Below are 23436 nucleotides of genomic sequence, written 5' to 3' on the forward strand. Positions count from 1 at the left end.
CGGCGTCGGCCGCGTTCTGCGCCAGCTCGGTGAGGAGCCGGTCGCGGTAGCCGGCGCGGGCCAGATCGGATTCGGCCGCCGCGTCCTCCCGCAGACGGGTCGGGGACGTGCGCCACGCCAGGAGCGTCGAATCCCTCAGGGCGGCGGTGCCGAAAGGATCGGTCAGCTGGTCGATGCGGATTCCTCGGCCTCGGTGACCTCGGCAGCAGCTTCGGGCCCGGTTTCCGTCTCGGCGACGGCCCGCTCGACGACCTCGACGGCACCGTCGTCGTACGCGTCGTATTGCGGCGAACCGGCACCCGTAGGCAGCAGGGTGTCGGAGTGGGCGCCGCATCCGTAGGTGGCGTCGACCACGTGCCCGTCGGCGGCCATCTCGTTGCCGCACACCCCGAACGACGCGTGCAGCGAGCCGGCGAGCGGGAGGTAGAAGCCGCACAGCCCACACGTCGACGGCGCGGCCTTGGCCATCTCGGAATCGGGTCCGAAGTCGCCGTCGTGCCAGCGCTCGGCGGCGTCGATGCGACCTTCGAGGCTCATCACCTGCTTGCGGCCCAGGCCGAGTTCGAGGGCGGCCTCGTCGATCTCGGGGTCACCCGTCGCGACATAGCCGGGGACGAGGCGGGGGTCACCGGCCGGCGGTGCCAGCAGATCGCCCGCGGACAGGTCGCCGGGGCGAATGCGCTGGTCCCACGGAATCCACTCGGGTGCGACCAGCGCATCGGGTCCGGGGAGGAGGGCCAGTTCGCTGACGGTGGCATGGTCCGCTTCGGGATCGGCAGCCACCACCACCGCCCATTGCCAGCCCCGGTAGCCCGGAAGGTCCGCAACGAAACGGTGAGTCGCGGCGCACGCGTCGTCGGACGTGACGCCCAGGTAGTCGCCGACTCCCCCTTCCTGCAGTTCGACCACAGCGGTCCGGGCGAGCTCGACGGCGTCGGTCAGTACGGGACGCGCCACTGCGCGCTCGTCGGAAGAAGCAACACTCACACCACCAGTTTGCCGCACCACCGCAAGTGCGTGCCCACCTGGGCTGTCATGCTGGTCCGATGACAGGCCGGAGGCACCTCGTCCCAGCCCTGCTTGCGGTGGCGTGGATGGTCACCGCGTGCTCCCCGCAGAGCCCCGTGGCGGCGGGCGCGTCCGACGCGGACCTTCGCGCGGAGATCCTCCGCACCCTCGACCACGACCCGAATGCGTTCACCCAGGGACTCGAGATCGACGGCACGCAGTTGCTCGAGGGCACCGGCCGCCCCGGCGAATCCTGGGTGCAGGCCACCGACCTCGACGGCGGCACCGTCCGGGTTCGCGCGGAACTGCCGTCGCCCCTGTTCGGCGAGGGCATCACGGTGAGCGGCGACACGGTCTGGCAGCTGACGTGGCGAGACGGGGTCGCCGTTGCCCGGGATCGCGCGACACTCGCCGAACAGCGGCGGGTCCCGTTCGACGGCGAAGGGTGGGGCATCTGCGCGCTGCCCGACGCGCTGGTCACGAGCGACGGATCACCCACACTCACGTTCCGCGACCCGGTCACTTTCGAACCCCGGCGCACCGTGCAGGCGGTGCAGAACGGAAGCCCGCTGGGCCGCCTGAACGAACTCGAATGCGCGGACGACGGCGCGATCTACGCGAACGTCTGGACCACCGACACCCTCGTCCGCATCGATCCCTCGGACGGGCGGGTCACCGCGGAGGTCGACGCCTCGGCCCTCCGCGACGCGCTCCCACCCGGCCCGCGGGACGTCGACGTCCTCAACGGCATCGCCCAGATCCCGGGAACGGACCGCTTCCTCGTCACCGGAAAGTACTGGCCGCGCATGTTCGAGGTGCGGTTCGTTCCCTGACAGGCCGATCTGACCAGCATTGGCCGGGGTTGCTGTGGTCGCATGTCTCCCGACTAGGACAGAATTAGGGAGTGACCGGACCGCGCGAACCCCACGAGCCTGACGGCGGTCGGGCTCCTGACGAGAATTCCGGGCCCCCCGTTCATCCCGGCTTCGACAAATACCCGCCGGCCGCACGCTCGGGAGGTCGACGGACACCGCTCCCACCCCTTCATCCGGTCGGCGGCGGGCAGCGTCCCCGTTCCGACGAGGAGCGGGCGGACGCCCCCAAGGCGCCGCCGATGCCTCGCAAACTCACCGTCACCCGGGTCGCGGCGATGCGCAGCCGGGAACTCACCAACAAGGGCATCGCGACGTTCCATCGCGCGGCCAAGGCGGACGGTGCCGACAAGTCGGGGCTCACCGCGCTCACGTACGCGGTGATGGCCAACAACGCGACCGACGCGGCCATCGCCGTCGCCCTGGCGAACACATTGTTCTTCTCGGCCGCGACGGGCGAGGACAAGACGAAGGTCGCGCTGTATCTGCTGATCACCATCGCCCCGTTCGCCGTCATCGCTCCGCTGATCGGTCCGATGCTCGATCGGCTTCAGCACGGCCGTCGCGTCGCACTGGCCACGTCGTTCGGCCTACGGACGATCCTGGCGATCGTTCTCGTCTTCAACTTCGACAGCTGGGTGCTGTATCCGGCCGCGCTCGGAATGATGGTGCTCAGCAAGTCCTTCTCGGTGCTCAAGAGTGCGGTCACACCACGTGTGCTGCCACCGGAGATCGACCTCGTGCGGGTCAACTCCCGGCTCACCGTGTTCGGACTTCTCGGCGGAACCATCGGCGCCGGCGCCCTCGCGGGTGGTCTCGCCATGGCCACCGGGTCCGTCGGCGCACTGTGGCTGGCGGCCGTCATCACCGCCCTCGGCGCGTACCTCAGCATGCGGATCCCGTCGTGGGTCGAGGTCACCGAAGGCGAGGTCCCCGCCACCCTCACGTACCACGGCGACGAACACCCGACCGAGGTCATGGGACGCACCCGCGTGCTGCAGCCCGAGGCCCCCGCGAAATCCGGTAAACGCAGGCAACCGCTGGGCCGCGCGGTCATCACCGGGTTGTGGGGAAACAGCACCATCCGCGTGCTCACCGGGTTCCTCACGCTGTACATCGCGTTCGTCGCGAAGTCGAGGACCGACCACGAGCCGCTGGTGCAGGCCGCGATGCTCGGCCTGGTCGGCGCCGCCGCCGGCATCGGCAACTTCGCCGGCAACGCCGCGGGCGCCCGGATCAAGCTCGGCCGCCCCGCCCTCATCGTGCTGCGCTGCACGGGTGCCGTGTGGATCATCGCCGTCCTCGCCGCGATCACCGACAACCTGCTGACCGCCGCCCTGGCCACCCTCGTCGCGTCGGCGGCCAGCGCCCTGGCCAAGGTGTCGCTGGACGCGTCGCTGCAGCACGACCTGCCCGAGGAATCGATTGCGTCCGGATTCGGAAGATCGGAGACGGTCCTGCAGCTGAGCTGGGTCGTGGGCGGCGCGCTGGGCGTCCTCCTGCCCACCGAATACTGGATCGGGTTCTCGGTGGTCTCTGCCGTCATGACCATCGGGCTCGTCCAGACCGTCCTCACGTACCGCGGGAGCACCCTCCTGCCCGGGCTCGGCGGAAAACGCCCCGACCTGGCCGAACAAGAAGTGTCCGAGCCTCACTCGACCCACCGGGCCGACCGATCGACAGGAAAAGTGAAGTAAGTGAGAATGCAGGCGCGAACCAAGAAGATCCTGGCACTGATTGCTGTGGGCCTGATGGTGGTCCTGGTGGCCTTCGTCGGAGTCCTGTACGCACTCGTCCGCAACTCCTCGCCCCGCCTGCCCGAGATCACCGCCTTCGCGCACAACCGGGCCGAGCAGGTCCCCCCGTTGGCGTACTGCAACCTGTATCTCGAGGACTGCACAACCGGCGACCTCGCCGAACTCGACGTGCCACCCGGCTCCTCGCTGCAGCTATCGCTGCCGCAGGAGATCGTCGATGCACCGTGGCGCATGCTCGTCGTGTACCAGGACGCGTCGGGTCAGGTCGTCGTCCAGCAACAGGCCCACCGTGCCGGTGAGACCCGCGCCGTGACCGTGCCCTCCTCGGAGGACCTGCAGCTGGCCGGCGTCGAGATCCAGCTACCCTCCGCCGTCGTCGACGAGCAGGGGCTCACGCAGGCCCGGGCGGCCTGGTCGATCAAGACCGCCTAGAACGACACGCTCACGAAGAAGGGCCCCCGCGCCGAAAGCGCGGGGGCCCTTCTCGTCGTTCGTCGAATCAGCTGTCGAGCTCGCGCGCGACGGCCCGGACCACCTCGGAGATGCGCTGGGCGGTCTTGCGGTCCGGGTACTTACCCTTACGCAGGTCGGGCTGGACCTTCGCCTCGAGCAGCGTGATCATGTCCTCGACCATGCCGTGGAGTTCGTCCGGCGTGTGCTTCTTGGCGGACGGCTCCTTGCGCGCGGCGTTCTGACGCAGCGACGGCGCCGGGTCGAGCACCTTCAGGCTCAGCGCCTGGGGTCCACGTCGACCGGCGGCCATACCGAACTCGACACGCTGGCCGGCCTTGAGGCCCTCGACGCCCTCGGGAAGAGCGGACGAACGCACATAGACGTCCTCCCCCTCCTCCTGCGACAGAAAGCCGAAGCCCTTTTCGACGTCGTACCACTTCACCTTGCCGGTCGGCACCGCGTTCACCCGCTCATCACTTGGAGTGCAGTTGGTTGCACTTGGTATGCAAAACAGCGCGCCCCACCTCTGGTGCGGGACGCGCAGTGCCCACAGTCTACCTTGGGCACACCCCCTCCGGCATCCGGGTTTCCAGGCACTATCGTTGCTGGTGTGGCCCACGAATCGACTCCTTCGAGCACTCCTCACACACCCCGGAGGGGTGACGGACTGCTGCGTGTCGCACTCGCCCTCTTCGCGATCGGCTTCGTGGCGATCGTGGCGATTTTCCTGACCCCGGTGCTCTCCGATTCCGACCCGGGTCTCGTTCTCTATCTCATCGCCCTCGCGTGCCCGATCGGATTCCTCCTCGGAATCGTCGCGGCACTGAGGCAGGGCAGACGCGCGCGCTGACACACCCGACCACCGACCGATGGGACGATCATGAGAATTCTGCTCAACATCATCTGGCTGATCTTCGGCGGTCTGTGGCTGGCGCTGGGGTATTTCGTCGCCGGAATCCTCTGCTGCATCCTGATCATCACGATCCCGTTCGGCATCGCGTCGTTCCGGGTGGGCGTCTACGCGCTGTGGCCGTTCGGGAAGACCGTGGTCGACAAGCCGACGGCCGGTGTGGCCTCGCTGATCGGCAATGTCATCTGGTTCATCATCGCTGGTCTGTGGCTCGCGATCGGGCACGTCGTCACGGCAATCGCCATGGCGATCACGATCATCGGGATCCCGCTGGCGGTCGCGAATCTCAAGATGATTCCCATCTCGCTCATGCCGCTCGGCAAGGACATCGTCGACGCGCCCCAGTGATGTGAGCTTCCTCACATAACGACCCGGTAACGGAAGGGCAACAGCTCGGAGATGGACACGTCTCGTCGCCACTAGCTGGGAAGAGTCTCTGCGCGCCCAATGAGGCCCCTCAACAGGCGAAGACACTCCGCGTTATCAAATGGTGACACTGCGGCCTCGGCCCGTTACCGTCGTCACCGGCCGAGGAAACATCGGCCACGTCCGGCCCGCCGCGCCAAACCTCGTCCCGCGGGTACCGGAGTCCCGACGAAGCATTCCAGGGACGAGGACGGGGGACCCAAAGTCCTCCAGGGAACGCAAGTTCTCAGACGGACACCGGTTCGAATGTGCCTCGCACACTCGGATCTTGGGGTGAAGCCAGACCCTCTCCAGCCAGGAGAGGCGAGGCCGGGCGACCTCTCAGCCCGAACCCGACAGCTGACCTCGCAGGCGCGTGTGGAGAGGATCTCGACCACTATGAGCGGACGCCATCGCAAGCCCACCACCACCGGCCGCACCGTCGCCAAGGTCGCCGTCACCGGCGCCATCATGGGCGTCGCCGGAGCAGCCTTCGCGGGCACCGCGAACGCGGCACCCGACTCCGACTGGGACCGCCTCGCGCAGTGCGAGTCCGGCGGAAACTGGGGCATCAACACCGGAAACGGCTTCCAGGGCGGACTCCAGTTCTCCCCGAGCACCTGGAACGCACACGGTGGAACCCAGTACGCCGCAACCGCCAACCAGGCCTCGCGCGAACAGCAGATCGTCGTCGCCGAGAAGGTCCTCGACTCCCAGGGCTGGGGCGCATGGCCGTCCTGCTCCTCGAGCCTCGGCCTGAGCAGCGCACCCACCCAGCGCAACGCCCCCGCAACCGTGCCCGAGGCCCCCGCGGCGCCGGCACTCCCCGACCTCACGGGCGGCGTCCCCAGCACCAACGGCACCTCGCAGTACGCCGGCGCCGTCGACAGCGCGATCGAGGCCGTCAAGGCTCAGGGCATCGAGATCGATCCCCAGATCCTGCAGCTCATCGACGCGAACAAGGGACTGCTCCCGCAGTAACCCGGTAGCTCACACAAGAGGGGCCCTGCACCGATCCGGTGCAGGGCCCCTCTTGTGTCGTCGGGTCAGCGGTTGATCACGGTGTGCGGATGCGCGTACGGCAGCGACTCCGCCGGCAGCGGGAACTCGGTGTCCTCGCCGAACGGGGACAATCCGCCCGCACGGCTCGACGACAGTTCGGTCACGGCGTTATCTCCATCGGCGGTTTCGGGCCACCCGGGATCTACGTACTGCTTCTTCGAATTGTTAGCCACGGTGCCATTTTGACAGGAGCATTCGGCGACGTACAGCCCAGGTCTCTAATCTGATAGTCGATGACCGACACCGACGACACCACCGCGAGCACCAACGGCACCGCAGCCTCGTCCCGCGGCGCCGCGACTCTCGCGGACTGGCTGGCCGCGCGCAGCGACGCCGAACTGACGGATCTGCTCCGCAAGCGCCCCGACCTGGCGGTCCCACCGCCTGCCACGATCGTCGTTCTCGCCGGTCGCGCCGAACAGCGGGCGTCGGTCGCCCGCGCGGCCGACAACCTGACGTCGCTGGACTTCGGCATCCTCGAACTCCTGGCGCTCGAGCGAGCCGACGAGGTCGCCGTGCCACGGGCCACCCTGCAGGACGCGGTGGGGTCGCGGGCGACGAAGAAGACCGTCGACGCCACGCTGGACGGCCTGCGGTCCGTGGGGATCGTCTGGGGTGACAAGACGTCGCTGCGCATCGTTCCCGCTGTCGTGGCCACCATCCCGTGGCGGGTCGGACGCAGCGCCGAGCCCGTCGAGACGCTCGACGAACCCGGGATCACGGCTGCGCTGGCCGGACTGCAGACCGTCGAGCGCGACATTCTCGAGACCCTGTCGAAATCGAGTTCGATCGGACGGACCCGGGACGCGGCCCCCGGAACACCCCCCGACCGTCCGGTGCAGCGACTCCTCGCTGCCGGGCTGCTGCGGTGGATCGACGACGAAACCGTCGAACTGCCCTATCAGGTGCGGCAGGTCCTGCGCGGAGAGGCCGTCTTCGACCCCACCTCGCTGGCCGCTCCCACCGTGACCGGCCGCAAACACAAGCCGGCCGACATCAATGCCGCCGCGGCAGGTGAGGCGCTCGAACTGGTTCGCCACTGCGAGGACGTCGTCAAGGCTCTCGGCGAGGTCCCGGCGCCCGCTCTGCGGGCGGGTGGTCTCGGTGTCCGCGAACTGCGGCGGATCGCCAAGACGTCCGGCATCGACGAGAACCGGCTGAGCCTGCTCGTCGAGCTGCTCTCCGCTGCGGGACTGATCGCGAGCGGCACCCCGGACCCGGCCCCGACGTCCGACAGCGGGGAGAGCTACTGGGCACCGACCACCGCCGTCGACCCCTGGCTCACGGCGCCGGTCGCCCGGCGGTGGCACGCTCTGGCCGCGGCGTGGCTGGAACTGCCTCGCATGTCATGGTTCATCGGCATGCGCGACGCCAACGACAAACCGGTCGCCGCCCTGTCCGAGGAAGTGCGCGCGCCGTCCGCGCCGCGCGACCGGCAGGCGATCCTCGGACTGCTGGCGGAGCTGGGCAGCGGACACTCTGCGGATCCCGCGGAGGTCAGCCGACTGCTGGCGTGGCGTCGCCCCCGCTGGGGTGCCCGGCTGCGTGTCCACGCGGTCGCACGCACCCTCGACGAGGCCGCGACGCTCGGACTCGTCGCCCGCGGAGCCCTCAGCTCACCCGGACGCGCACTGCTCCACGGCGGCGACGCCGAGGCCGAAATGCACGCCTCGCTGCCCCAACCCGTCGACCACGTCCTCGTCCAGGCCGACCTCACCGTCGTCGCCCCCGGACCGCTGACCCCCGACCTGCTGGAGCAGATCACCCTGGTCGCGGACATCGAGTCCGCCGGTGCGGCGTCGATGTATCGAATCAGCGAAGACAGCGTCCGGCGCGCCCTCGACGTCGGGATGACGGCAGCCGAATTGCACAGCCTCTTCGCCACCCGGTCGCGCACACCGGTCCCGCAGTCGTTGTCGTATCTGATCGACGACGTCGCGCGGCGGCACGGCCGGCTCCGGGCCGGTGTCGCGGCGTCGTTCGTCCGCTGCGAGGACCCCACCCTGCTCGCGGAGGTCCTGGCGTCACCGGTCGCCGCCTCCCTGGCCCTGCGCGCATTGGCTCCGACGGTGGCGGTGTCGCAGGCACCGCTGCGGGACGTACTGGGCGAGCTGCGGGTGGCCGGTTTCGCGCCCGCAGGCGAGGACTCGTCCGGCGCCCTGGTCGACCTGCGCCCGCGCGGGGCCCGGGTCCTGACCCGGCGCAAGGCTCCCGCCGGCCGCACCCCGGCCGTCGCCACGGACGCCCAGCTCGACGCGGTCGTCCGAACCCTCCGCGCGGGCGACCTGGCCGCATCGGCCCGGGGATCCGGCAGCATCCGGTCCGACGGATCGCGGGCCAGCAGCGCCGCGACCATCGCCCTGCTCAACGCGGCAGCGCGGGAACGCACCAGCGTGACGATCGGTTACGTCGACGCGCAGGGCGTGGCGACGCACCGCATCGTCGATCCCGTAAGCGTCGGCGGCGGTCAGCTCGACGCGTTCGACCCGGCGAGCGGCGCGGTCCGGCGGTTCACCCTCCACCGCATCACGTCCGTCGCCCGCGTCGACTGACCCGTGAGTACTTGTTAACCACGGGCGGTTAACAAGTACTCACGGGTCAGATAACGATTCTGCGCAAACGCCGAGGAATTCCGGGGCGCGCAATACCGTGATGCTGGTATGTACCTGGCCGGGGACGACTACCAGGAGGCAGAACCGTGATTGTCACAGCAACGAAGCCGTCACATGGTTGGTTACGAGGCGTCGTCCGGCTCATGATTGCCGTGGTGATCCTGCCGCTGGCGTTCGTCCTCGTCGGCGGCGGAACGGCCTCCGCGGACCCGTACAGCCGTCTGCGCGAGCACTGGGTCGACGCACCCGGCGGGGTCGGGCAGATCAAGGTGCGGATGTGGCTCGCGAACAACGGCAGCAACAAGGCCCTCTACCTGCTCGACGGCCTCCGCGCGACCAACGACGTCAGCGGGTGGGAACACGAGACCAATGCCGCGTGGCTGTCCGATCACGGCATCACCGTCGTCGAACCGGTCGGCGGACAGTCCAGCTTCTATACGGACTGGTACGCACCCAGCAATACCAACGGTCAGCCGTACACATACAAATGGGAATCGTTCCTCACCCAGAACCTGCCCGACTTCCTGGCGAACAATTACGGCATCAGCCGCACCAGCAACGCCATCGCCGGACTGTCGATGGGCGGCAACGCGGCGTTGATCCTCGCCGCCTACCACCGCAACCAGTTCACGTTCGCCGGCTCGATGTCGGGGTACCTGAACCTGTCGGCGCCGGGCATGCGTGAGGCGATCCGACTGGCGATGCTCGACTCCGGCGGCTACAACTCCGACTGCATGTGGGGTCCGCCGTGGGATCCTGCCTGGTTGCGGAACGACCCGTTCGTCGCGGCGCCCCTCATGCGCGGGTTGCCGATGTGGATCTCGGCGGGCGCCGGCCTCCCCGGCCCGCACGATCAACCGCAATCCGCCATCGACGTGTTCAACGTCGGCACCGGCATGGGCCTCGAGGCCATCGCCCTGGCCCAGAACCGTGCCTTCCAGGTGCGACTCGACACCCTCGGCATCGGCGCGCACTACGACTTCCCGGCGACGGGAACCCACAGCTGGGGCTACTGGCAGGACCAGCTGTGGGCCATGCTGCCGATGATGAAGGCGTCGATCGGCGCCTGAGCGAGCCCCACAGGTACCGCCTAGTATCGCCGACGTGGAGAACCATCAGATCAGCCTGGGAGCAATCAATCTCGAGGCCGCGGACCCCGCCGCGCTCGCCGCGTTCTGGGCCGGCGTCACCGGTGCAGCGCCGCTGCCGGGCGGTGACAGCGTCTATCTGCCACCGGCCGGCCCGAACGGGTTCGCGATGTTCTTCCAGCCGCTCACCGGCCCCCGTCCCGAGCGCCAAGCCATCCACCCGGATCTCACCGTTCCGTGGGGTTCACGGCAACCCGAGGTCGAGCGGCTACTCACGCTCGGTGCAACGCATCGATGGGACGTCCTCGACGAGCACCCCCATGTGCAATGGACAACGCTGGCCGACCCGGAGGGCAATCTATTCTGCGTGGCGGAGCATCCCCCCACCGTGGCCTCCGGCCCCGTGAGTACTTATTAACGCCCGGCGGTTAATAAGTACTCACGGGTGGCGAAGCCGCATAGGCGTCCCAGAGTTCCCGGTAGACGCCGCCCCGGTCGAGTAGCTCCTCGTGCGTTCCGACTTCCGCGACCCGTCCGCCGTCGAGGACCACCACCCGGTCGGCTCGCGCCGCGGTGCTCAGCCGGTGCGCCACGACGACGGTGGTGCGCCGCCGGGACAGGTTCTCGGTCGCGAGCCGGACGCGGTCCTCGGTGGCCAGGTCCAGTGACGCCGTGGCCTCGTCCAACAGCAGGATGTCGGGGTCCACCAATTCGGCGCGGGCGAGTGCCAGCAACTGACGTTGCCCAGCCGACAGGTTGCGTCCGTGCTCCCCGATCGGCTGCAGGTATCCGAGGGCGAGCCCGGACACCATCTCGTGCGCCCCGACCGCCCTGCTGGCGGCCTCCACCTCCGCGTCTGTCGCGTCCGGGCGCCCGTAGGCGACGGCGTCGCGGACGGTGGCTCCGAACAGGTGCGGCTCCTGCGGAACGACACCGAGTCGCTGCCGGAACGACGCGAGGTCGAGTGACCGGGTGTCGATGCCGTCCACCCGCACCGCGCCCTCCGTGGGGTCGTAGAACCGGGCGAGCAGCTTGAGCACCGTCGACTTGCCGGCGCCGGTCTGACCGACGAGGGCGACCGTCTCACCCGGTTCGATGCGAAGCGCCACCCCTCGCAGCGCCTCTCCCCTGCCGGATTCGTACGCGAAGTGGACGTCGTCGAACATGATGCCGCCCTGGATGCGGTCGAGGACGATCGGATCGCCCGCCTGCGGCGTTGTGGTCGGTGTCCTCATCAGACCCCGCAGTCGACCGAGTCCGATCACCGCCTGTTGATAGCCGTCGAACACCTGCGAAAGCTGTTGCACGGGAGCGAAGAACAGTTCGACGTAGAGCACGAAGGCAATCAAGGTGCCGACGGTGAGGGACCCTGCGTGGATCCGCGCCGTCCCGGCCGCGAGCACCAGCCCGGTCGCCACCACCGACAGGAACTCGACGAACGGAAAGTACAGCGCCATGTATCGCTGGGCGCGTAGCCGCGACTCCCGGAAGTCCCAGGCTCGCCGGGCGAACTGGGCGGCGTTGTAGTCCTCGCGCCGAAATGCCTGCGTGACGCGAATATTCGTCACATTCTCCTGCAGGTAGGCGTTGACGATCCCGACGCGATCGCGGGCCTCCGCGTAGGCGGGCACGGACTTTCGGCGGAACACGACCGTGGCCGCGACGAGGACGGGCACCACGAGGACCAGCACGAGGGCCAGTTCCGCATCGATCACCAGGAGTGCCACCAGAACACCGGAGATCGTCAGCCCACTCACCACCGCCGTGGCCAGACCCGTCTGCAGGAAGTTGGACAGGCTGTCGACATCGGTGGTCATGCGAGTCATGATCCGGCCGGCCAGTTCTCGTTCGTAGTACTGCAGACCGAGCCGCTGCAGCTGCGCGAACGTCTTGACCCGCAACGTGTACAGCAACCGTTCGCCCGTCCGCCCGGTCACCCGCGCCTGGGCGATGTTGACGGCCCAGTCCAGCAGCACCACCAGAATGGTCGCGGCCGCCGCGAGCAGCAGTAGGTCGCGGGCGCCTTGCAGCACTCCCCGATCCACCCCGGTACGGACGAGGACCGGTACCGCGATCTGCGCGACGGCGTCGAGCCCGACGAGCGCCAAGCCCGCGACCAGCGGCAGGATAAGCGGCCGCAGCAGCGAGCCGAGCCCGAACGCCGGGTCGGCGGCCCGCGCCTCGTCCGCGGCGACGTCCGGGTTCCCCGTGAGTGGCGGCAGGTCGTCGAGCCGAGCGATCACGTCGGGGCTGGGCGGCGCCGAAGAGAGGATCCCGCCCGACGCGCCTCCGCGGGACGGTCCACTGGCACCCGCGGCCGCGGTCGCGAAAGCCGCTGCGGCTCTGGCATCGAACACCCCGGATACCTCGTCGCCGTCCTCCCGGCGCCACAGTTCGGCGGTGACACCGTCGACGTCCGGCGGCTCGGGTGACGTGTCCGGAGCGGTCACGTCGTCCGCGCTCGACAGCAGCGCGCGGAACAGAGGGCACCGCTCGTCGAGTTCGGCGCTCGTGCCCACGTCGACGATGCGCCCGTGCGCCAGCACCGCGATGCGGTCGGCCAACGCGAGCGTCGACCGGCGATGCGCAATGATCAGCGTGGTCCGTTCGCTGGTCGCGACGCACAGTTCGTGGTGGATGGCGGCCTCGACACGGGCGTCGACCGCCGACGTCGCGTCGTCGAGCACCAGGATCCGCGGATCGGTCACCAATGCCCGGGCGAGGGCAATCCGCTGCCGCTGCCCACCCGACAACGTCACCCCCTGCTCCCCCACGACGGTGTCGAGGCCTTCGGGCAGCGCGTCGACGAATTCCTCAGCCTGCACCACCCGGAGCGCCTCACGCACCAGTGCCTCGTCGGCATCCGGCCGGCCGTAGGACACGTTGGCGCGGATGGTCTCGGACATCAGGTAGCTGTCCTCGAAGACGATGCCGAGCGCGGAGCGCAGCGATTCGAGCGACAGCCGGCGGGTGTCGATCCCCCCGACGGTGACCGCACCCGCGTCGACGTCGTACAAACGCGGAACGAGCATGGCCAGAGTCGATTTCCCCGACCCGGCGGCACCGACCACCGCCACCGCCTCCCCGGGTGCGATCCGCAGCGACAGTCCATCGAGCAGGCGGTTCGACGGGTCGTATCCGAAGGCCACGTCGTCGAACACCACCTCGAGGGGCCCACCCGGCAAGTCCACGGCGTCGGGTGGGGTCGTGACGGCCGGGGCGTTGTCGATCACCTCGCGGACGCGCTCGACGCTCGCCCGGCCCTGTTGGCTCACGGTCAGCAGCGTGGCGAGCTGACGCACGGGCGAGGCGAACGACGCCAGGTACGTGGTGAAGGCGACGAACGTTCCGAGCGACAGCGCGCCGTGCAGCGCCAGCCATCCTCCGAGAGCGAGAACCAGCGCCTGCCCGAGCATCGGGACCGCCTGCAGTGCAGGGTTGTACCGGCTGGTCAGCCGTGCGACGCGCAGCCGGGAACGGAAGAGGTCTCCTGCCCGCTTCTCGAGGTCTTCGAGTTCGCGGTCTTCCTGGCCGAACCCCTTGACGACGCGCACCCCCGTGACGGCGGCTTCCACTCCCCCGGCCACGATCGCTGCCTGTTCCTGGGCATGCCAGTTGGCGGGAAACAGGTCGACGCGGCTGCGCATGGAGATGAACCACAGCGCAGGCAGCACGGCGAGGGCGACCAAAGTGAGCGTGGGCGACAGTACGGCCATCACGGCCAGGGAGATCGTGAACATGAGCAGGTTCCCCGCCATGTGCGGCAGTAACTGCAGGAGCATCTGGATCAGCGTGATGTCCGAGATCGACCGGCTGACCACCTGCCCGGTCTGCAGTCCGTCCTGCTTGACGCCGTCCAGCCGCAGCAGGGACCGGAAGGCGTCGCCGCGCAGGTCGTACTGCACTCCGAGGGACAGCTGACCGGAGCGGTACCGTCGCGTGTAGGCGGCGGCGAAACGGATCGATGCGAGGGCGATGAGCACCGCGATCCACGGCGCCAGTGCATGATTCGTGTCGACCGCGGCGTTGTCGATCACGTGCCGGACGGCCAGCGGAAGGGTGGCGGTGGCCGCGGCCGCCACCGCCGCCGCCCCGTACGCGAGAACGAGATTGCGGCGTTGGCGCAGACAGTACCCGAACAGGTACCGCAGCCAGCCGGCGTTCTCCCCCGAAGCTTCTGTCGTCACTGCGCAGACACCAGCGTGGAATCCTTCTCGACCGCAAACTGATTGGCGGGCCGCGGCAATCCGTAGTGCCCGCGCAGGGTGGTCTCGGTGTAGTCGGTGCGGAAGAGTCCGCGGTCCTGCAGAATCGGGACCACGGAGTCGACGAACTTCTCCAGCCCGGACGGAAGGACCGCGGGCATGATGTTGAAACCGTCGGCGGCGCCGTTCCGGAACCAGTACTCGATCGTGTCGGCCACCTGGAGCGGGGTGCCCGCGAATGTGCGGTGTCCGCGACCACCACCGAGTCGCCCGATCAGCTGCCGGACGGTGAGCTTCTCGCGGTGGGCGAGGTCCACGATCAGGGTGTATCGGCTCTTCGCACCCTCGATCTCGTCCTCGGACGGCAAGTCCTCGGGAAGTTCCTCGTCGAGCGGGAGCTGCTCCGGTTCGAGATTGAACCGCTGTGCCAGTTGCTTGCGGGCGTATTCCGGCGAGATCAATCGCTCCAGCTCGGCCTCGAGTTCACGCGCCTCCTCTTCGGTGTCCCCGATGACCGGCACGATGCCGGGCAGGATCAGCACCTGCTCGGGGTCCCGGCCCAGTTTCACGACACGGTCCTTGACGTCCGCGTAGAACGCCTTCCCCTCGTCCAGGGTGGGCTGGGCGGTGAAGATGGCCTCCGAGTACCGTGCGGCGAAATCCTTTCCGTCCTCGGACGACCCCGCCTGCACGAGCAGCGGGTATCCCTGCGGCGACCGCGGCACATTGAGTGGTCCCCGTACCTTGAAGAATCGGCCCTCGTGTTCGATGACGTGCACCTTGGCGGAGTCGGCATGGATCGCGACCTCCTTGTCCGCGACGATGGCGTCGTCCTCCCAGCTGTCCCACAGCTTGGTGGACACCTCCACGAACTCCGCCGCCCGCTCGTACCGGCTCCGGTGGGCGGGGGTGTCGTCGAGACCGAAGTTCTGTGCCGCATCGGCGCCGGCCGTGGTGACGATGTTCCAGCCGGCGCGTCCGCCGCTGACGAAGTCGAGGGACGCGAACCGCCGCGCCAGGTTGTACGGCTCGTTGTAACTGGTCGACGCGGTCGCGATCAGGCCGATCTTCTCGGTGGCCGCGGAGATCGCCGTGAGGATGATCGTCGGCTCCAGCTTGCCGCTCGGCCTGCGTTCCGGATTGCTGAACAGCACCGGACTGTCGGCGAGGAACACCGAGTCGAACTTTCCGCGTTCGGCGGTCTGCGCCAACGAAATGTAGTGCTTGATATCGAGATTGGCGTTCGGGTCGCTCTCAGGTAGGCGCCAGGCGGCCTCGTGGTGTCCGATCGCCATCAGGAATGCGTTGAGATGCAGCCGGCGCTGTGGTGACGAACTCATGGTGTAACTCCCTTACTGTGCCGCTACCTCGACGCCGAGGGCGCCGAGCAGCGTGTTGCGAAACTCGTGGAACTTGCTGTCGCCGAGCACTCTCGGCTTCGGGATGTCGATGATCTCGTCGACGACGATCTGCCCGCGGTCGAGAACGAGCACCCGGTCGGCGAGCGCGATCGCTTCGTCGACGTCGTGCGTGACGAGCAGGACGGTCGGGCGGTGGAGACGGATCAACTCCTGCAGGAGGGCGTGCATCTTGATCCGGGTCAGTGCATCGAGGGCCCCGAAGGGCTCGTCGGCCAGGAACAGTTGGGGCTCGCGGACCAGCGCTCGGGCCAGCGCCACCCGCTGTTGTTCACCGCCGGACAATTCGCTGGGCCACGCCTTCTCCCGACCGGCGAGCCCGACCTCCGCGAGGGCCGAGGCGCCCTTGCTCGTGCCGGTGCGGCCCAGTCCGAGCGTCACGTTGTCCAGCACCCTCAGCCACGGGAGCAACCGTGAGTCCTGGAACGCCACCGACACTTCCTCGGGCACGATGAGGGTTCCGCCGCGGCCCTCGACGTCGTAGTCGAGGCCGGCGAGCGCGCGGAGCAGCGTGCTCTTGCCGGACCCGCTCTTTCCGAGCAGGGCCACGAACTGCCCTTCGGGAATATCGAGGTCCAGGCGGTCGAGGACGGTCTTGTCGCCGAATCCGCGGACGAGGGACCTCACCTGCACGGCGGCGGGTTCTAGCCGGCGAGCGTCTTGCGCCATGACAGCGACCGCCTTTCGACGTAGCGGAGGACAGAGTCGGACAGGAGACCGAAGATTCCGTAGACCGCGAGCCCCACGAGAATCACGTCGGACTGCCCGTAGTTCTGCGCGTTGTACATCATCTTTCCCAAACCGGTCACCGCGTTGATTCCCTCGACGACGATGAGGGTGAGCCAGGCACCGGTCACCGAGAGGCGCAGTCCCAGAAAGAATCCCGGCATCGCACCCGGCATTACGACCTTGCGGATGAACGTGGCCCGGGACAATCCGAGGACCTCGGCGAGTTCGACGTAGCGGTTGTCGATCGACGTCAACGAGTTGTGGGTCTGGATGTACATGTGGACGACGACACCGAGCGCGATGATCACAATCTTGAACGTCTCGCCGATGCCGAGCCAGAGGATCAGCAGCGGGATCAGGCCGAGCGTCGGGATGGCGCGTTTGAGCTGAATCGGTCCGTCGATCAGGGCGTCACCGGAACGCGTCAGACCGGCGACGACGGCCAGGACCGTCCCGATCACCACGCCGAACGCGAAACCGACGGCGGCACGGCTCAACGACGCGAGGACGTGCTCCTGCAGGATGCCGGTGGAGATCAGGTCGACGGCCGTGGTGACCACGGTCCAGGGCGCGGACAGCTTTCGTGCGTCGATGACGCCGGTCAGGCTTCCCACCGCCCACACCGCGAGGAGGAGCAGGACACCGGCCAGCCGGGAGAACGGGAACGCCTTACGCAACCCGAGTCGGCGGATCTGCCGATCGGCGGCGCCGAGCCTCTCGACACCGGGGGCGACAGTACGTGCCGGTGCGGCTGTGGGCGCGGAGAGAATGCTTGTCATCGCTGCACACCGCCCCGGTATTCTGCCGGAACAGCGTCAGCGGCGAGTGTTTCGAATCGGCGGTCGAACAACTCGTTGGCATCGAACTCACTGAAGTAGCCTGCATCGGCGAGCAATTGGACGGTGCCCTGCGTCCACTCGATGGCGGCGTCCCAGTTGGCCGGGTAGACCGGACGCTGCCCGACGGAGGCGACGATGCGCTTCCCGTCCTCGGCCGATACCTGTTCACTCTCCACGTAGTACTTCTGGATCCAGGCGTCCTGGTTCTCCCACGCCCAGATCTCCCCGCGGGCCCAGAACGGAATGAACGCCTTGATCGCCGCGGCCTTGGCCGGGTCCTGGAGGACCTCCACGGGGGCCCAGAGCACCGTGAGCGCGTCCACGGCGTCGGTGGCCAACGCCTTGGCTCCGTCCGGCCCGTACTGGTTCAGGTACTTCGTCACCGTAGGCTCCGACAGCGGCGCGACGTCCACCTGCTTCGACTGCAGCGCCGTGAGGAACTGCGGGCTGGGGAGCTCGACGAGCTGGACGTCGTCCGGCGTCAGGCCCTGCGCCTTCAGCGTTCGCAGGATCACCACACCTTGGGCCTGCCCGGGTGAGAACGCGATCTTCTTGCCCCGCAGGTCCGGCAGTTCCGTGATGTCCGAGCCGGGAGCGGTGGCCAGCAGGTACTGCGGCTGCTCCTTCTCCCGGACCGCGACGATCTTCGCGTCGAGCCCGGTGGCGTGCGCCTGGATCGGCGGGATCGCGGCGTTGGTGGCCAGATCGACTGCGTTACCCCGGAAGGCCTGGATCACGTCGGGACCGGCACTGACGTCCGGCCAGTCCGACACGGTGAACGGGAGGTCCGCGAGCTGGCCGGTCGCCTCGAGTTGAAGTCGGGTGGTCTTGATGGACACGCTGAGCGAGGTTCCGTCCGGAACCTGATCGGGCACAGCGCCTTCGAGAGCAAGCCCGCCGGAGGAACCGGAAGAGCAGGACGCGAGCCCGAGCGCCACGACGCCGGCGAAGGCGGCGCGCGTGAGGCGACGATACCCGACGGAAGACACGAGTGAACTGGACATGATTGATCCTTCGAAGGATTTGGTCTCCGGTCGGGCACACCGGACGCGGTCGGTCGAGTGCCACAGAGGAGCGAGAAAGGAAGAACGGAAAGGTGTTTCGAGTGCCCGCCGAGGTCAGCGCGGAGACGTCAGATGCGACCCGGTCGCGTGCGGCGACAACAGGACTCGGAGCGACACGAGGGTGTACGCACGCTGTCCGCCGTGGTGGTGTTCACACCAATATCCTTGCGATCCAGTGCAATCGACGTCAACATTGCTTCCCACCGAATTAACTCCGGCCCTGTGATACATGTCACGATATTCCGGCCAGCGGCCGCACGAAGCTGGTGAGCGGTGCCCGGTAGAGCTCCGCGAGGATCACGGAACCGGCGGACACCGGCAGTGCCCGCCCGGGAAAACTGGTGGACAACACCGACCGCGAGGGGTCGTCACACGTCGCCGACGACTCCCCGACTGCTCGCCGAACCGTGTCGAGAGAACCCGGAATCTGGCTCACGCCTTGGTCGCAGACGATCAGGACCTCCGGGTTGAACAGATCGAGGAGACGGGCCGCCACCACCCCCACGCCGTGCGCCCGTTCCTCGAACAGTGCCAGTGCCGCCGGCTGCCGACGTCGGCCCGCGTCGAGAAGGTCCCGGAAGATGGGCCGCTCGATGATGCCGAGCTGCATCGCCCTGCGCACCAGCACCCGATCCGACAGGGTGGCCTGCACGCATCCGGTACGCCCGCAGGTGCATTCCTCGACACTGTTCTCGACGGGCACGTGCGCCACCGCGCCTGCCGCCGCGCGAGGGCCGTGGTGGACCACGCCTCCGGTCGCGAACGCAGCGTCCACCACGTTCCCGACGAAGAGCTGCACCACACTGTCCCGCGCCCTCGGCTCCCCGAACAGCACCTCCGCGTCGATGAGGGCGCGCGCGTGTGAATCCATCCGGACGTCCAAACCCGTGCGGTGCTCGAGATCCGCCCGGACCGGGTACCCGTTCCACCCCGGGATCGGATGCTCACGCACCACACCCGACTCCGAGTCGATCCAGCCGCCGGCTGCGAAACCGACGCCGATCGGGACGGATACGTCACCGTGTGGGGAGGCCAACGCCTCGAGGGTCGTCACGGCGTTCCGCAGGATCTCGGCCGGTCCGAGCCCGAAGTGCGGATCCCGGGATCGCGCCAGCACCTGCCCGCGCAGGTCGACCAATGCTGTGGTCACGTGGGTCATCGCCAGGTGAATGCCGTAGACGACGTAGCGGGTGTCGTCGAGGTCCACCGGTACGTGTGGCCGTCCCAGACCGGTGGGGCCCGCGATCTCCGGCAGTTCCCGCAGCAGACCCCGTTCGACGAGCTGTGCACTGGCGGTCGTCACCGTCGCGGGTGAGAGCCCGGTGACCCGTGCGATCGTGCTGCGCGCGATCGGCCCGCGGTCGAGGACGGTACGCAGCACCGTGCCCGCACTGGCGCCGGAACGGCCGGCACCGCGCCGGGTGTCGGGCTGGGTTCGCGCCATCGTTCCCACCTTCCCCGCGCGCAGTGATTTTGCTTGATCTCGAACGCTATCGAAGGGGAACGTGCAGTTCAACGGACTCGATACCCGTGAATTTAACTCCCCGTGAGTACTTATCAACGTCCCGCGGTTAATAAGTACTCACGGGGGCTAGCCGCCGAGGTTGACCTCGATGCAGTACGTGCGCTCGGGTTCGGAGAACGCGATGGGGAATGCGTTGTCGAACTCGTTGCACAGGGTTTCGTCGTTCTGGCCGTCCGCGCGTCTGACGACCTTGACAGTCTGCATGTCGGTGCAGTCGGACGGCACGATCCGGCCGTCGTCCTCGAGCAGGTAGCAGGAATCCTCGATCATGTTCGGAACGAGGCAGAGCGTGGTCTGCACATCCTTGTCCTCGCCTACGAGGGTGTAGGAGAAGTAGTCCTCCGCGCACTGGACGTCGCCGTCGTTCTTCTGCGCCACCTCGTACGTGGCCTCGCTGTCGGAGCAGTCCCGCTTCTCGTGTGAGGTGTCGGCCGCGGTCGTGGACGCGGACTCGAAGAACAGGCAGTCGCCGACGTCGAGGGCGTTCTTGTCGGTGCTCTCGAGGGCGAACACACCGAACGCTGCGATGGCGGCGATGATCACCAGGACCGCGACGCCGAGGGCGATGAACAGCCCTTTGCGCGATTTCTTCGGCTGCGGTGGGTACTGGCCGGGCGGGTACTGACCGGGCTGCTGCCCGTATTGTCCCGGCGGATACTGACCGGGCTGCTGGGCGTACTGCCCCTGCGGGTACGGCTGCTGCGGGTACTGGCCCTGCTGGTACGGCTGCTGCGGCCCACCCTGGGGGTACGGTTGCTGCGGGTTGTTCGGCGGTTCGCCGGGGACGTTCGGATCGGGACGGTTGGGGTCGTCGGGGGGCTGTGTCATCGCGAGCCTCGTCTCTGGGTCGATCCATCCGGCTGTCCCTCAATTTAGGCCCCGACCGCCCCGGATGTGCAGGTATCGGGCCGCGGCGGGGGCCGCGACGTGGCGCGGTGCCGCTCGGATCAGGACAATGGACAGGCTGGCTACATCCGGCACCGCATTTTCGAGGAGGCTTCCGTGACCGACGGACCGTTGATCGTCCAATCCGACAAGACCCTGCTGTTGGAGGTCGATCACGAACGCGCGAACGACGCCCGCCAGGCGATCGCGCCGTTCGCGGAACTCGAGCGCGCGCCCGAACACGTCCACACCTACCGCATCACCCCGCTGGCCCTGTGGAACGCGCGCGCCGCCGGACACGACGCCGAGCAGGTGGTCGATGCGCTGGTCAACTTCTCCCGGTACGCGGTGCCCCAGCCCCTGCTGGTCGACATCGTCGACACGATGGCGCGGTACGGGCGCCTGCAGCTGGTGAAGAACCCGGCCCACGGTCTGACGCTGGTCAGCCTGGACCGCGCGGTCCTCACCGAGGTGACCCGGCACAAGAAGATCGCCCCGATGCTCGGTGCCCGCGTCGACGACGACACGGTCGTCGTCCACCCGAGCGAGCGCGGCCGTCTCAAGCAGTTGCTGCTCAAGGTCGGCTGGCCGGCGGAGGACCTCGCCGGGTACGTGGACGGCGAGGCGCACGCCATCGACCTGGACTTCGACGGCACGTCCCCCGGGTCCGCGGACGGCCAGTGGCACCTGCGCGACTATCAGGAGATGGCCGCCGACTCGTTCTGGGCGGGCGGGTCCGGCGTCGTCGTCCTGCCCTGTGGGGCGGGTAAGACGATGGTCGGTGCGGCGGCGATGGCCAAGGCGAAGGCCACCACGTTGATCCTGGTGACGAACACGGTCGCCGGACGGCAGTGGAAGCGTGAGCTGATCGCGCGCACGTCGCTCACGGAGGAGGAGATCGGCGAGTACTCGGGCGAGCGCAAGGAGATCCGCCCGGTCACGATCGCCACGTACCAGGTGATCACCAGGCGCACCAAGGGCGAATACAAGCATCTGGAACTCTTCGATTCCCGCGACTGGGGTCTCGTGATCTACGACGAGGTGCACCTCCTGCCCGCCCCGGTGTTCCGCATGACCGCAGACCTGCAGTCCCGCCGACGCCTCGGCCTCACCGCCACCCTGGTGCGCGAGGACGGCCGCGAGGGTGACGTCTTCTCGCTGATCGGACCCAAGCGGTACGACGCGCCGTGGAAGGACATCGAGGCGCAGGGGTGGATCGCTCCCGCCGACTGCGTCGAGGTGCGGGTGACGCTGACGGACGCCGAACGGATGTCCTACGCCGTCGCCGAACCGGACGAGCGGTACAAGCTGTGTTCCACCGCGCACACCAAGATCGCGGTGGTGAAGTCGATCCTGGAGCGGCACACCGACGCACCGACGTTGATCATCGGCGCGTACCTCGACCAGCTCGATGAACTGGGTGAGGCGTTGAACGCCCCGGTCATCAAGGGGTCGACCAAGAACAAGGAGCGCGAGGAACTGTTCGACCGTTTCCGGGCGGGCGAGATCCAGAGGCTGGTCGTCAGCAAGGTCGCGAACTTCTCGATCGACCTGCCGGAAGCGTCTGTCGCCGTCCAGGTTTCGGGTACGTTCGGTTCCCGCCAGGAGGAGGCTCAGCGGCTGGGCCGCCTGCTGCGACCGAAGCACGACGGCGGCCAGGCCCACTTCTACTCGGTGGTGGCACGCGACACGCTCGACGCCGAGTACGCCGCCCACCGGCAGCGCTTCCTCGCCGAGCAGGGGTACGCGTACCGGATCACCGACGCCGACGACCTGCTGGGCCCGGCCATCGGGTAGCCGCCGGACCCGGGGCCTCTAAGCTGGGGCCGTGCGACATTTCGAGTTCACCGTCGACCGGCCCTACGCGAAGTCTGTCAACCAGACGTTCGCCGACATGCGACGCCTGCAGGTGTCGGCGTTCGTGGTGGCGCTGCTGTTCGCGGCCGCCGCTGTCGGTCTGATCCTGCTCGCGCACCCCTGGTCGATCATCCTCGGTGTCGTCGTGGCGATCGCCGCGCTGACGTCCGTGTGGGTGGCTTTCTGGGTGCCGAAGAAGGTCGGCAGCATCGAGGAGCTGTACGCGAAGAGCCCGCTGGTGCCTGCCGTCGTCTCGGAGGTCCATCCCCGCGCGGTCACCCTGCTGTCGCTGATCGACGTCGCGAAGCCCTCCGCGGGCCGGGCGTCGTACGCCCTCGTCACCCGCAACGTTCCGATCCGGACCGGTCAGAAGCAGAGGGTGGGTGACAGGGTGCCGTCCGTCGCACTGCTGAACGACCGCAGCACCCGCAGCGACGCCGACACGTGGGAGATGGTCAGCCCGATGCCGATCGCGTGGGGCACCCGCGACGCGGCGGTGCGTTCCCGCGCGGAGGACGCAATCGATCAGGTCGAATGGGACTTCCTGCAGAGCCTGATCCCCGAGTCCGAGCAGATCCGGACCAGCCCCGACCAGCGAGTCGCGGTGTCGGAGCACGACCTTCCGGAGGGCCTGCGCTGATCGGCCGCTAGCCCGAAGTTGCGGCGGTTTGGCAGCAGTTTATGTGGTTTGACCAGGTGGTTTAGTGGGTGGTTGTGGTTTTGTTCTGTCGACGGTGTCCTCAGGTC

General features: G+C 68.2%; 21 protein-coding genes and 1 riboswitch. Of the genes, 11 read left to right on the top strand and 10 right to left on the bottom strand.

Annotation, left to right across the window (positions count from 1 at the left end):
* Positions 1-162 precede the first annotated feature (162 nt).
* Positions 163-1008, bottom strand: a complete 846-nt coding sequence (locus tag ACFWAY_RS17450) for a DUF3027 domain-containing protein (protein WP_378511401.1) — start codon at positions 1006-1008, stop codon at positions 163-165.
* Between the two features lie 38 nt (positions 1009-1046).
* On the opposite strand from ACFWAY_RS17450, the gene ACFWAY_RS17455 reads away from it, so the two are divergent.
* From ACFWAY_RS17455 to ACFWAY_RS17465, 3 genes are all read left to right on the top strand, one after another.
* Positions 1047-1841, top strand: a complete 795-nt coding sequence (locus tag ACFWAY_RS17455) for a glutaminyl-peptide cyclotransferase (RefSeq protein WP_378511402.1) — start codon at positions 1047-1049, stop codon at positions 1839-1841.
* A gap of 71 nt (positions 1842-1912) precedes the next feature.
* Positions 1913-3577, top strand: coding sequence for an MFS transporter (locus ACFWAY_RS17460; RefSeq protein WP_378511403.1), 1665 nt, complete (start codon positions 1913-1915; stop codon positions 3575-3577).
* A gap of 6 nt (positions 3578-3583) precedes the next feature.
* Positions 3584-4069, top strand: coding sequence for a DUF2771 domain-containing protein (locus tag ACFWAY_RS17465; protein ID WP_378456466.1), 486 nt, complete (start codon positions 3584-3586; stop codon positions 4067-4069).
* Between the two features lie 67 nt (positions 4070-4136).
* Here ACFWAY_RS17465 and ACFWAY_RS17470 read toward each other — a convergent pair whose 3' ends face one another.
* Positions 4137-4547 (bottom strand): cold-shock protein, encoded by a 411-nt coding sequence (locus tag ACFWAY_RS17470; RefSeq protein WP_005255275.1) that lies wholly within the window; start codon positions 4545-4547, stop codon positions 4137-4139.
* Positions 4548-4700: 153 nt separating this feature from the next.
* Between ACFWAY_RS17470 and ACFWAY_RS17475 the strand changes: the two genes are divergently transcribed.
* The 3 genes from ACFWAY_RS17475 (at position 4701) to ACFWAY_RS17485 (ending at position 6386) form a co-directional block, all read left to right on the top strand.
* Complete coding sequence (locus tag ACFWAY_RS17475) at positions 4701-4940, top strand: hypothetical protein (protein ID WP_378456467.1); 240 nt, start codon at positions 4701-4703, stop codon at positions 4938-4940.
* A 30-nt stretch (positions 4941-4970) separates the two neighbouring features.
* Positions 4971-5348 (top strand): YccF domain-containing protein, encoded by a 378-nt coding sequence (locus tag ACFWAY_RS17480; protein ID WP_378456468.1) that lies wholly within the window; start codon positions 4971-4973, stop codon positions 5346-5348.
* A gap of 234 nt (positions 5349-5582) precedes the next feature.
* Positions 5583-5796, top strand: a riboswitch (cyclic di-AMP (ydaO/yuaA leader).
* A gap of 8 nt (positions 5797-5804) precedes the next feature.
* A complete protein-coding gene (locus tag ACFWAY_RS17485; protein WP_378511404.1) occupies positions 5805-6386 on the top strand; it encodes a transglycosylase family protein in 582 nt (193 codons plus the stop codon).
* 65 nt (positions 6387-6451) lie between these two features.
* On the opposite strand, the gene ACFWAY_RS17490 is transcribed toward ACFWAY_RS17485, so the two are convergent.
* A complete protein-coding gene (locus ACFWAY_RS17490) occupies positions 6452-6640 on the bottom strand; it encodes a hypothetical protein (protein WP_378456470.1) in 189 nt (62 codons plus the stop codon).
* Positions 6641-6700: 60 nt separating this feature from the next.
* On the opposite strand from ACFWAY_RS17490, the gene ACFWAY_RS17495 reads away from it, so the two are divergent.
* From ACFWAY_RS17495 to ACFWAY_RS17505, 3 genes are all read left to right on the top strand, one after another.
* On the top strand, positions 6701-9019 hold the full coding sequence (locus tag ACFWAY_RS17495) for a helicase-associated domain-containing protein (protein WP_378511405.1): 2319 nt from the start codon (positions 6701-6703) through the stop codon (positions 9017-9019).
* 146 nt (positions 9020-9165) lie between these two features.
* Positions 9166-10149 carry an alpha/beta hydrolase gene (locus ACFWAY_RS17500; RefSeq protein WP_378511406.1) on the top strand — a complete coding sequence of 328 codons (984 nt, stop codon included), beginning with the start codon at positions 9166-9168 and terminating at the stop codon, positions 10147-10149.
* Positions 10150-10183: 34 nt separating this feature from the next.
* A complete protein-coding gene (locus tag ACFWAY_RS17505) occupies positions 10184-10585 on the top strand; it encodes a VOC family protein (RefSeq protein WP_378511407.1) in 402 nt (133 codons plus the stop codon).
* A gap of 10 nt (positions 10586-10595) precedes the next feature.
* Here ACFWAY_RS17505 and ACFWAY_RS17510 read toward each other — a convergent pair whose 3' ends face one another.
* The 7 genes from ACFWAY_RS17510 to ACFWAY_RS17540 form a co-directional block, all read right to left on the bottom strand.
* Positions 10596-14354 (bottom strand): ABC transporter ATP-binding protein, encoded by a 3759-nt coding sequence (locus ACFWAY_RS17510; protein ID WP_378511408.1) that lies wholly within the window; start codon positions 14352-14354, stop codon positions 10596-10598.
* Positions 14351-15712 (bottom strand): LLM class flavin-dependent oxidoreductase, encoded by a 1362-nt coding sequence (locus ACFWAY_RS17515; RefSeq protein WP_378511409.1) that lies wholly within the window; start codon positions 15710-15712, stop codon positions 14351-14353. Before ACFWAY_RS17515 ends, ACFWAY_RS17510 begins: the two co-directional genes overlap by 4 nt.
* Positions 15713-15724: 12 nt before the next feature.
* Positions 15725-16459, bottom strand: a complete 735-nt coding sequence (locus ACFWAY_RS17520) for an ABC transporter ATP-binding protein (protein ID WP_378456476.1) — start codon at positions 16457-16459, stop codon at positions 15725-15727.
* Entirely contained in the window at positions 16435-17298 is an 864-nt protein-coding gene (locus tag ACFWAY_RS17525) for an ABC transporter permease (protein ID WP_378511410.1), read from the bottom strand. Before ACFWAY_RS17525 ends, ACFWAY_RS17520 begins: the two co-directional genes overlap by 25 nt.
* Positions 17295-18362: an ABC transporter substrate-binding protein gene (locus ACFWAY_RS17530; protein ID WP_378511411.1), complete on the bottom strand. Its 1068-nt coding sequence runs from the start codon at positions 18360-18362 to the stop codon at positions 17295-17297. Before ACFWAY_RS17530 ends, ACFWAY_RS17525 begins: the two co-directional genes overlap by 4 nt.
* A gap of 292 nt (positions 18363-18654) precedes the next feature.
* A complete protein-coding gene (locus tag ACFWAY_RS17535) occupies positions 18655-19866 on the bottom strand; it encodes an ROK family protein (RefSeq protein ID WP_378456479.1) in 1212 nt (403 codons plus the stop codon).
* Positions 19867-20013: 147 nt separating this feature from the next.
* Positions 20014-20775: a hypothetical protein gene (locus ACFWAY_RS17540; protein ID WP_378456480.1), complete on the bottom strand. Its 762-nt coding sequence runs from the start codon at positions 20773-20775 to the stop codon at positions 20014-20016.
* 174 nt (positions 20776-20949) lie between these two features.
* Between ACFWAY_RS17540 and ACFWAY_RS17545 the strand changes: the two genes are divergently transcribed.
* Both ACFWAY_RS17545 and ACFWAY_RS17550 read left to right on the top strand, forming a co-directional pair.
* Positions 20950-22629: a DNA repair helicase XPB gene (locus ACFWAY_RS17545; protein ID WP_378456481.1), complete on the top strand. Its 1680-nt coding sequence runs from the start codon at positions 20950-20952 to the stop codon at positions 22627-22629.
* Between the two features lie 31 nt (positions 22630-22660).
* Positions 22661-23329, top strand: coding sequence for a DUF3239 domain-containing protein (locus ACFWAY_RS17550; protein ID WP_378511412.1), 669 nt, complete (start codon positions 22661-22663; stop codon positions 23327-23329).
* Positions 23330-23436 lie beyond the last annotated feature (107 nt).

Origin of the sequence: Rhodococcus sp. NPDC059968, from assembly GCF_042738615.1 — a bacterium.
In the GTDB taxonomy this organism is placed as follows: Bacteria; Actinomycetota; Actinomycetes; order Mycobacteriales; family Mycobacteriaceae; genus Rhodococcus_F.

Coding starts and splice junctions, on each gene's coding strand:
- ACFWAY_RS17455 (WP_378511402.1), top strand. CDS start 1,047: ATGACAGGCCGGAGGCACCTCGTCCCAGCCCTGCTTGCGGTGGCGTGG.
- ACFWAY_RS17465 (WP_378456466.1), top strand. CDS start 3,584: ATGCAGGCGCGAACCAAGAAGATCCTGGCACTGATTGCTGTGGGCCTG.
- ACFWAY_RS17480 (WP_378456468.1), top strand. CDS start 4,971: ATGAGAATTCTGCTCAACATCATCTGGCTGATCTTCGGCGGTCTGTGG.
- ACFWAY_RS17485 (WP_378511404.1), top strand. CDS start 5,805: ATGAGCGGACGCCATCGCAAGCCCACCACCACCGGCCGCACCGTCGCC.
- ACFWAY_RS17495 (WP_378511405.1), top strand. CDS start 6,701: ATGACCGACACCGACGACACCACCGCGAGCACCAACGGCACCGCAGCC.
- ACFWAY_RS17515 (WP_378511409.1), bottom strand. CDS start 15,712: ATGAGTTCGTCACCACAGCGCCGGCTGCATCTCAACGCATTCCTGATG.
- ACFWAY_RS17520 (WP_378456476.1), bottom strand. CDS start 16,459: ATGGCGCAAGACGCTCGCCGGCTAGAACCCGCCGCCGTGCAGGTGAGG.
- ACFWAY_RS17525 (WP_378511410.1), bottom strand. CDS start 17,298: ATGACAAGCATTCTCTCCGCGCCCACAGCCGCACCGGCACGTACTGTC.
- ACFWAY_RS17530 (WP_378511411.1), bottom strand. CDS start 18,362: ATGTCCAGTTCACTCGTGTCTTCCGTCGGGTATCGTCGCCTCACGCGC.
- ACFWAY_RS17535 (WP_378456479.1), bottom strand. CDS start 19,866: ATGGCGCGAACCCAGCCCGACACCCGGCGCGGTGCCGGCCGTTCCGGC.
- ACFWAY_RS17540 (WP_378456480.1), bottom strand. CDS start 20,775: ATGACACAGCCCCCCGACGACCCCAACCGTCCCGATCCGAACGTCCCC.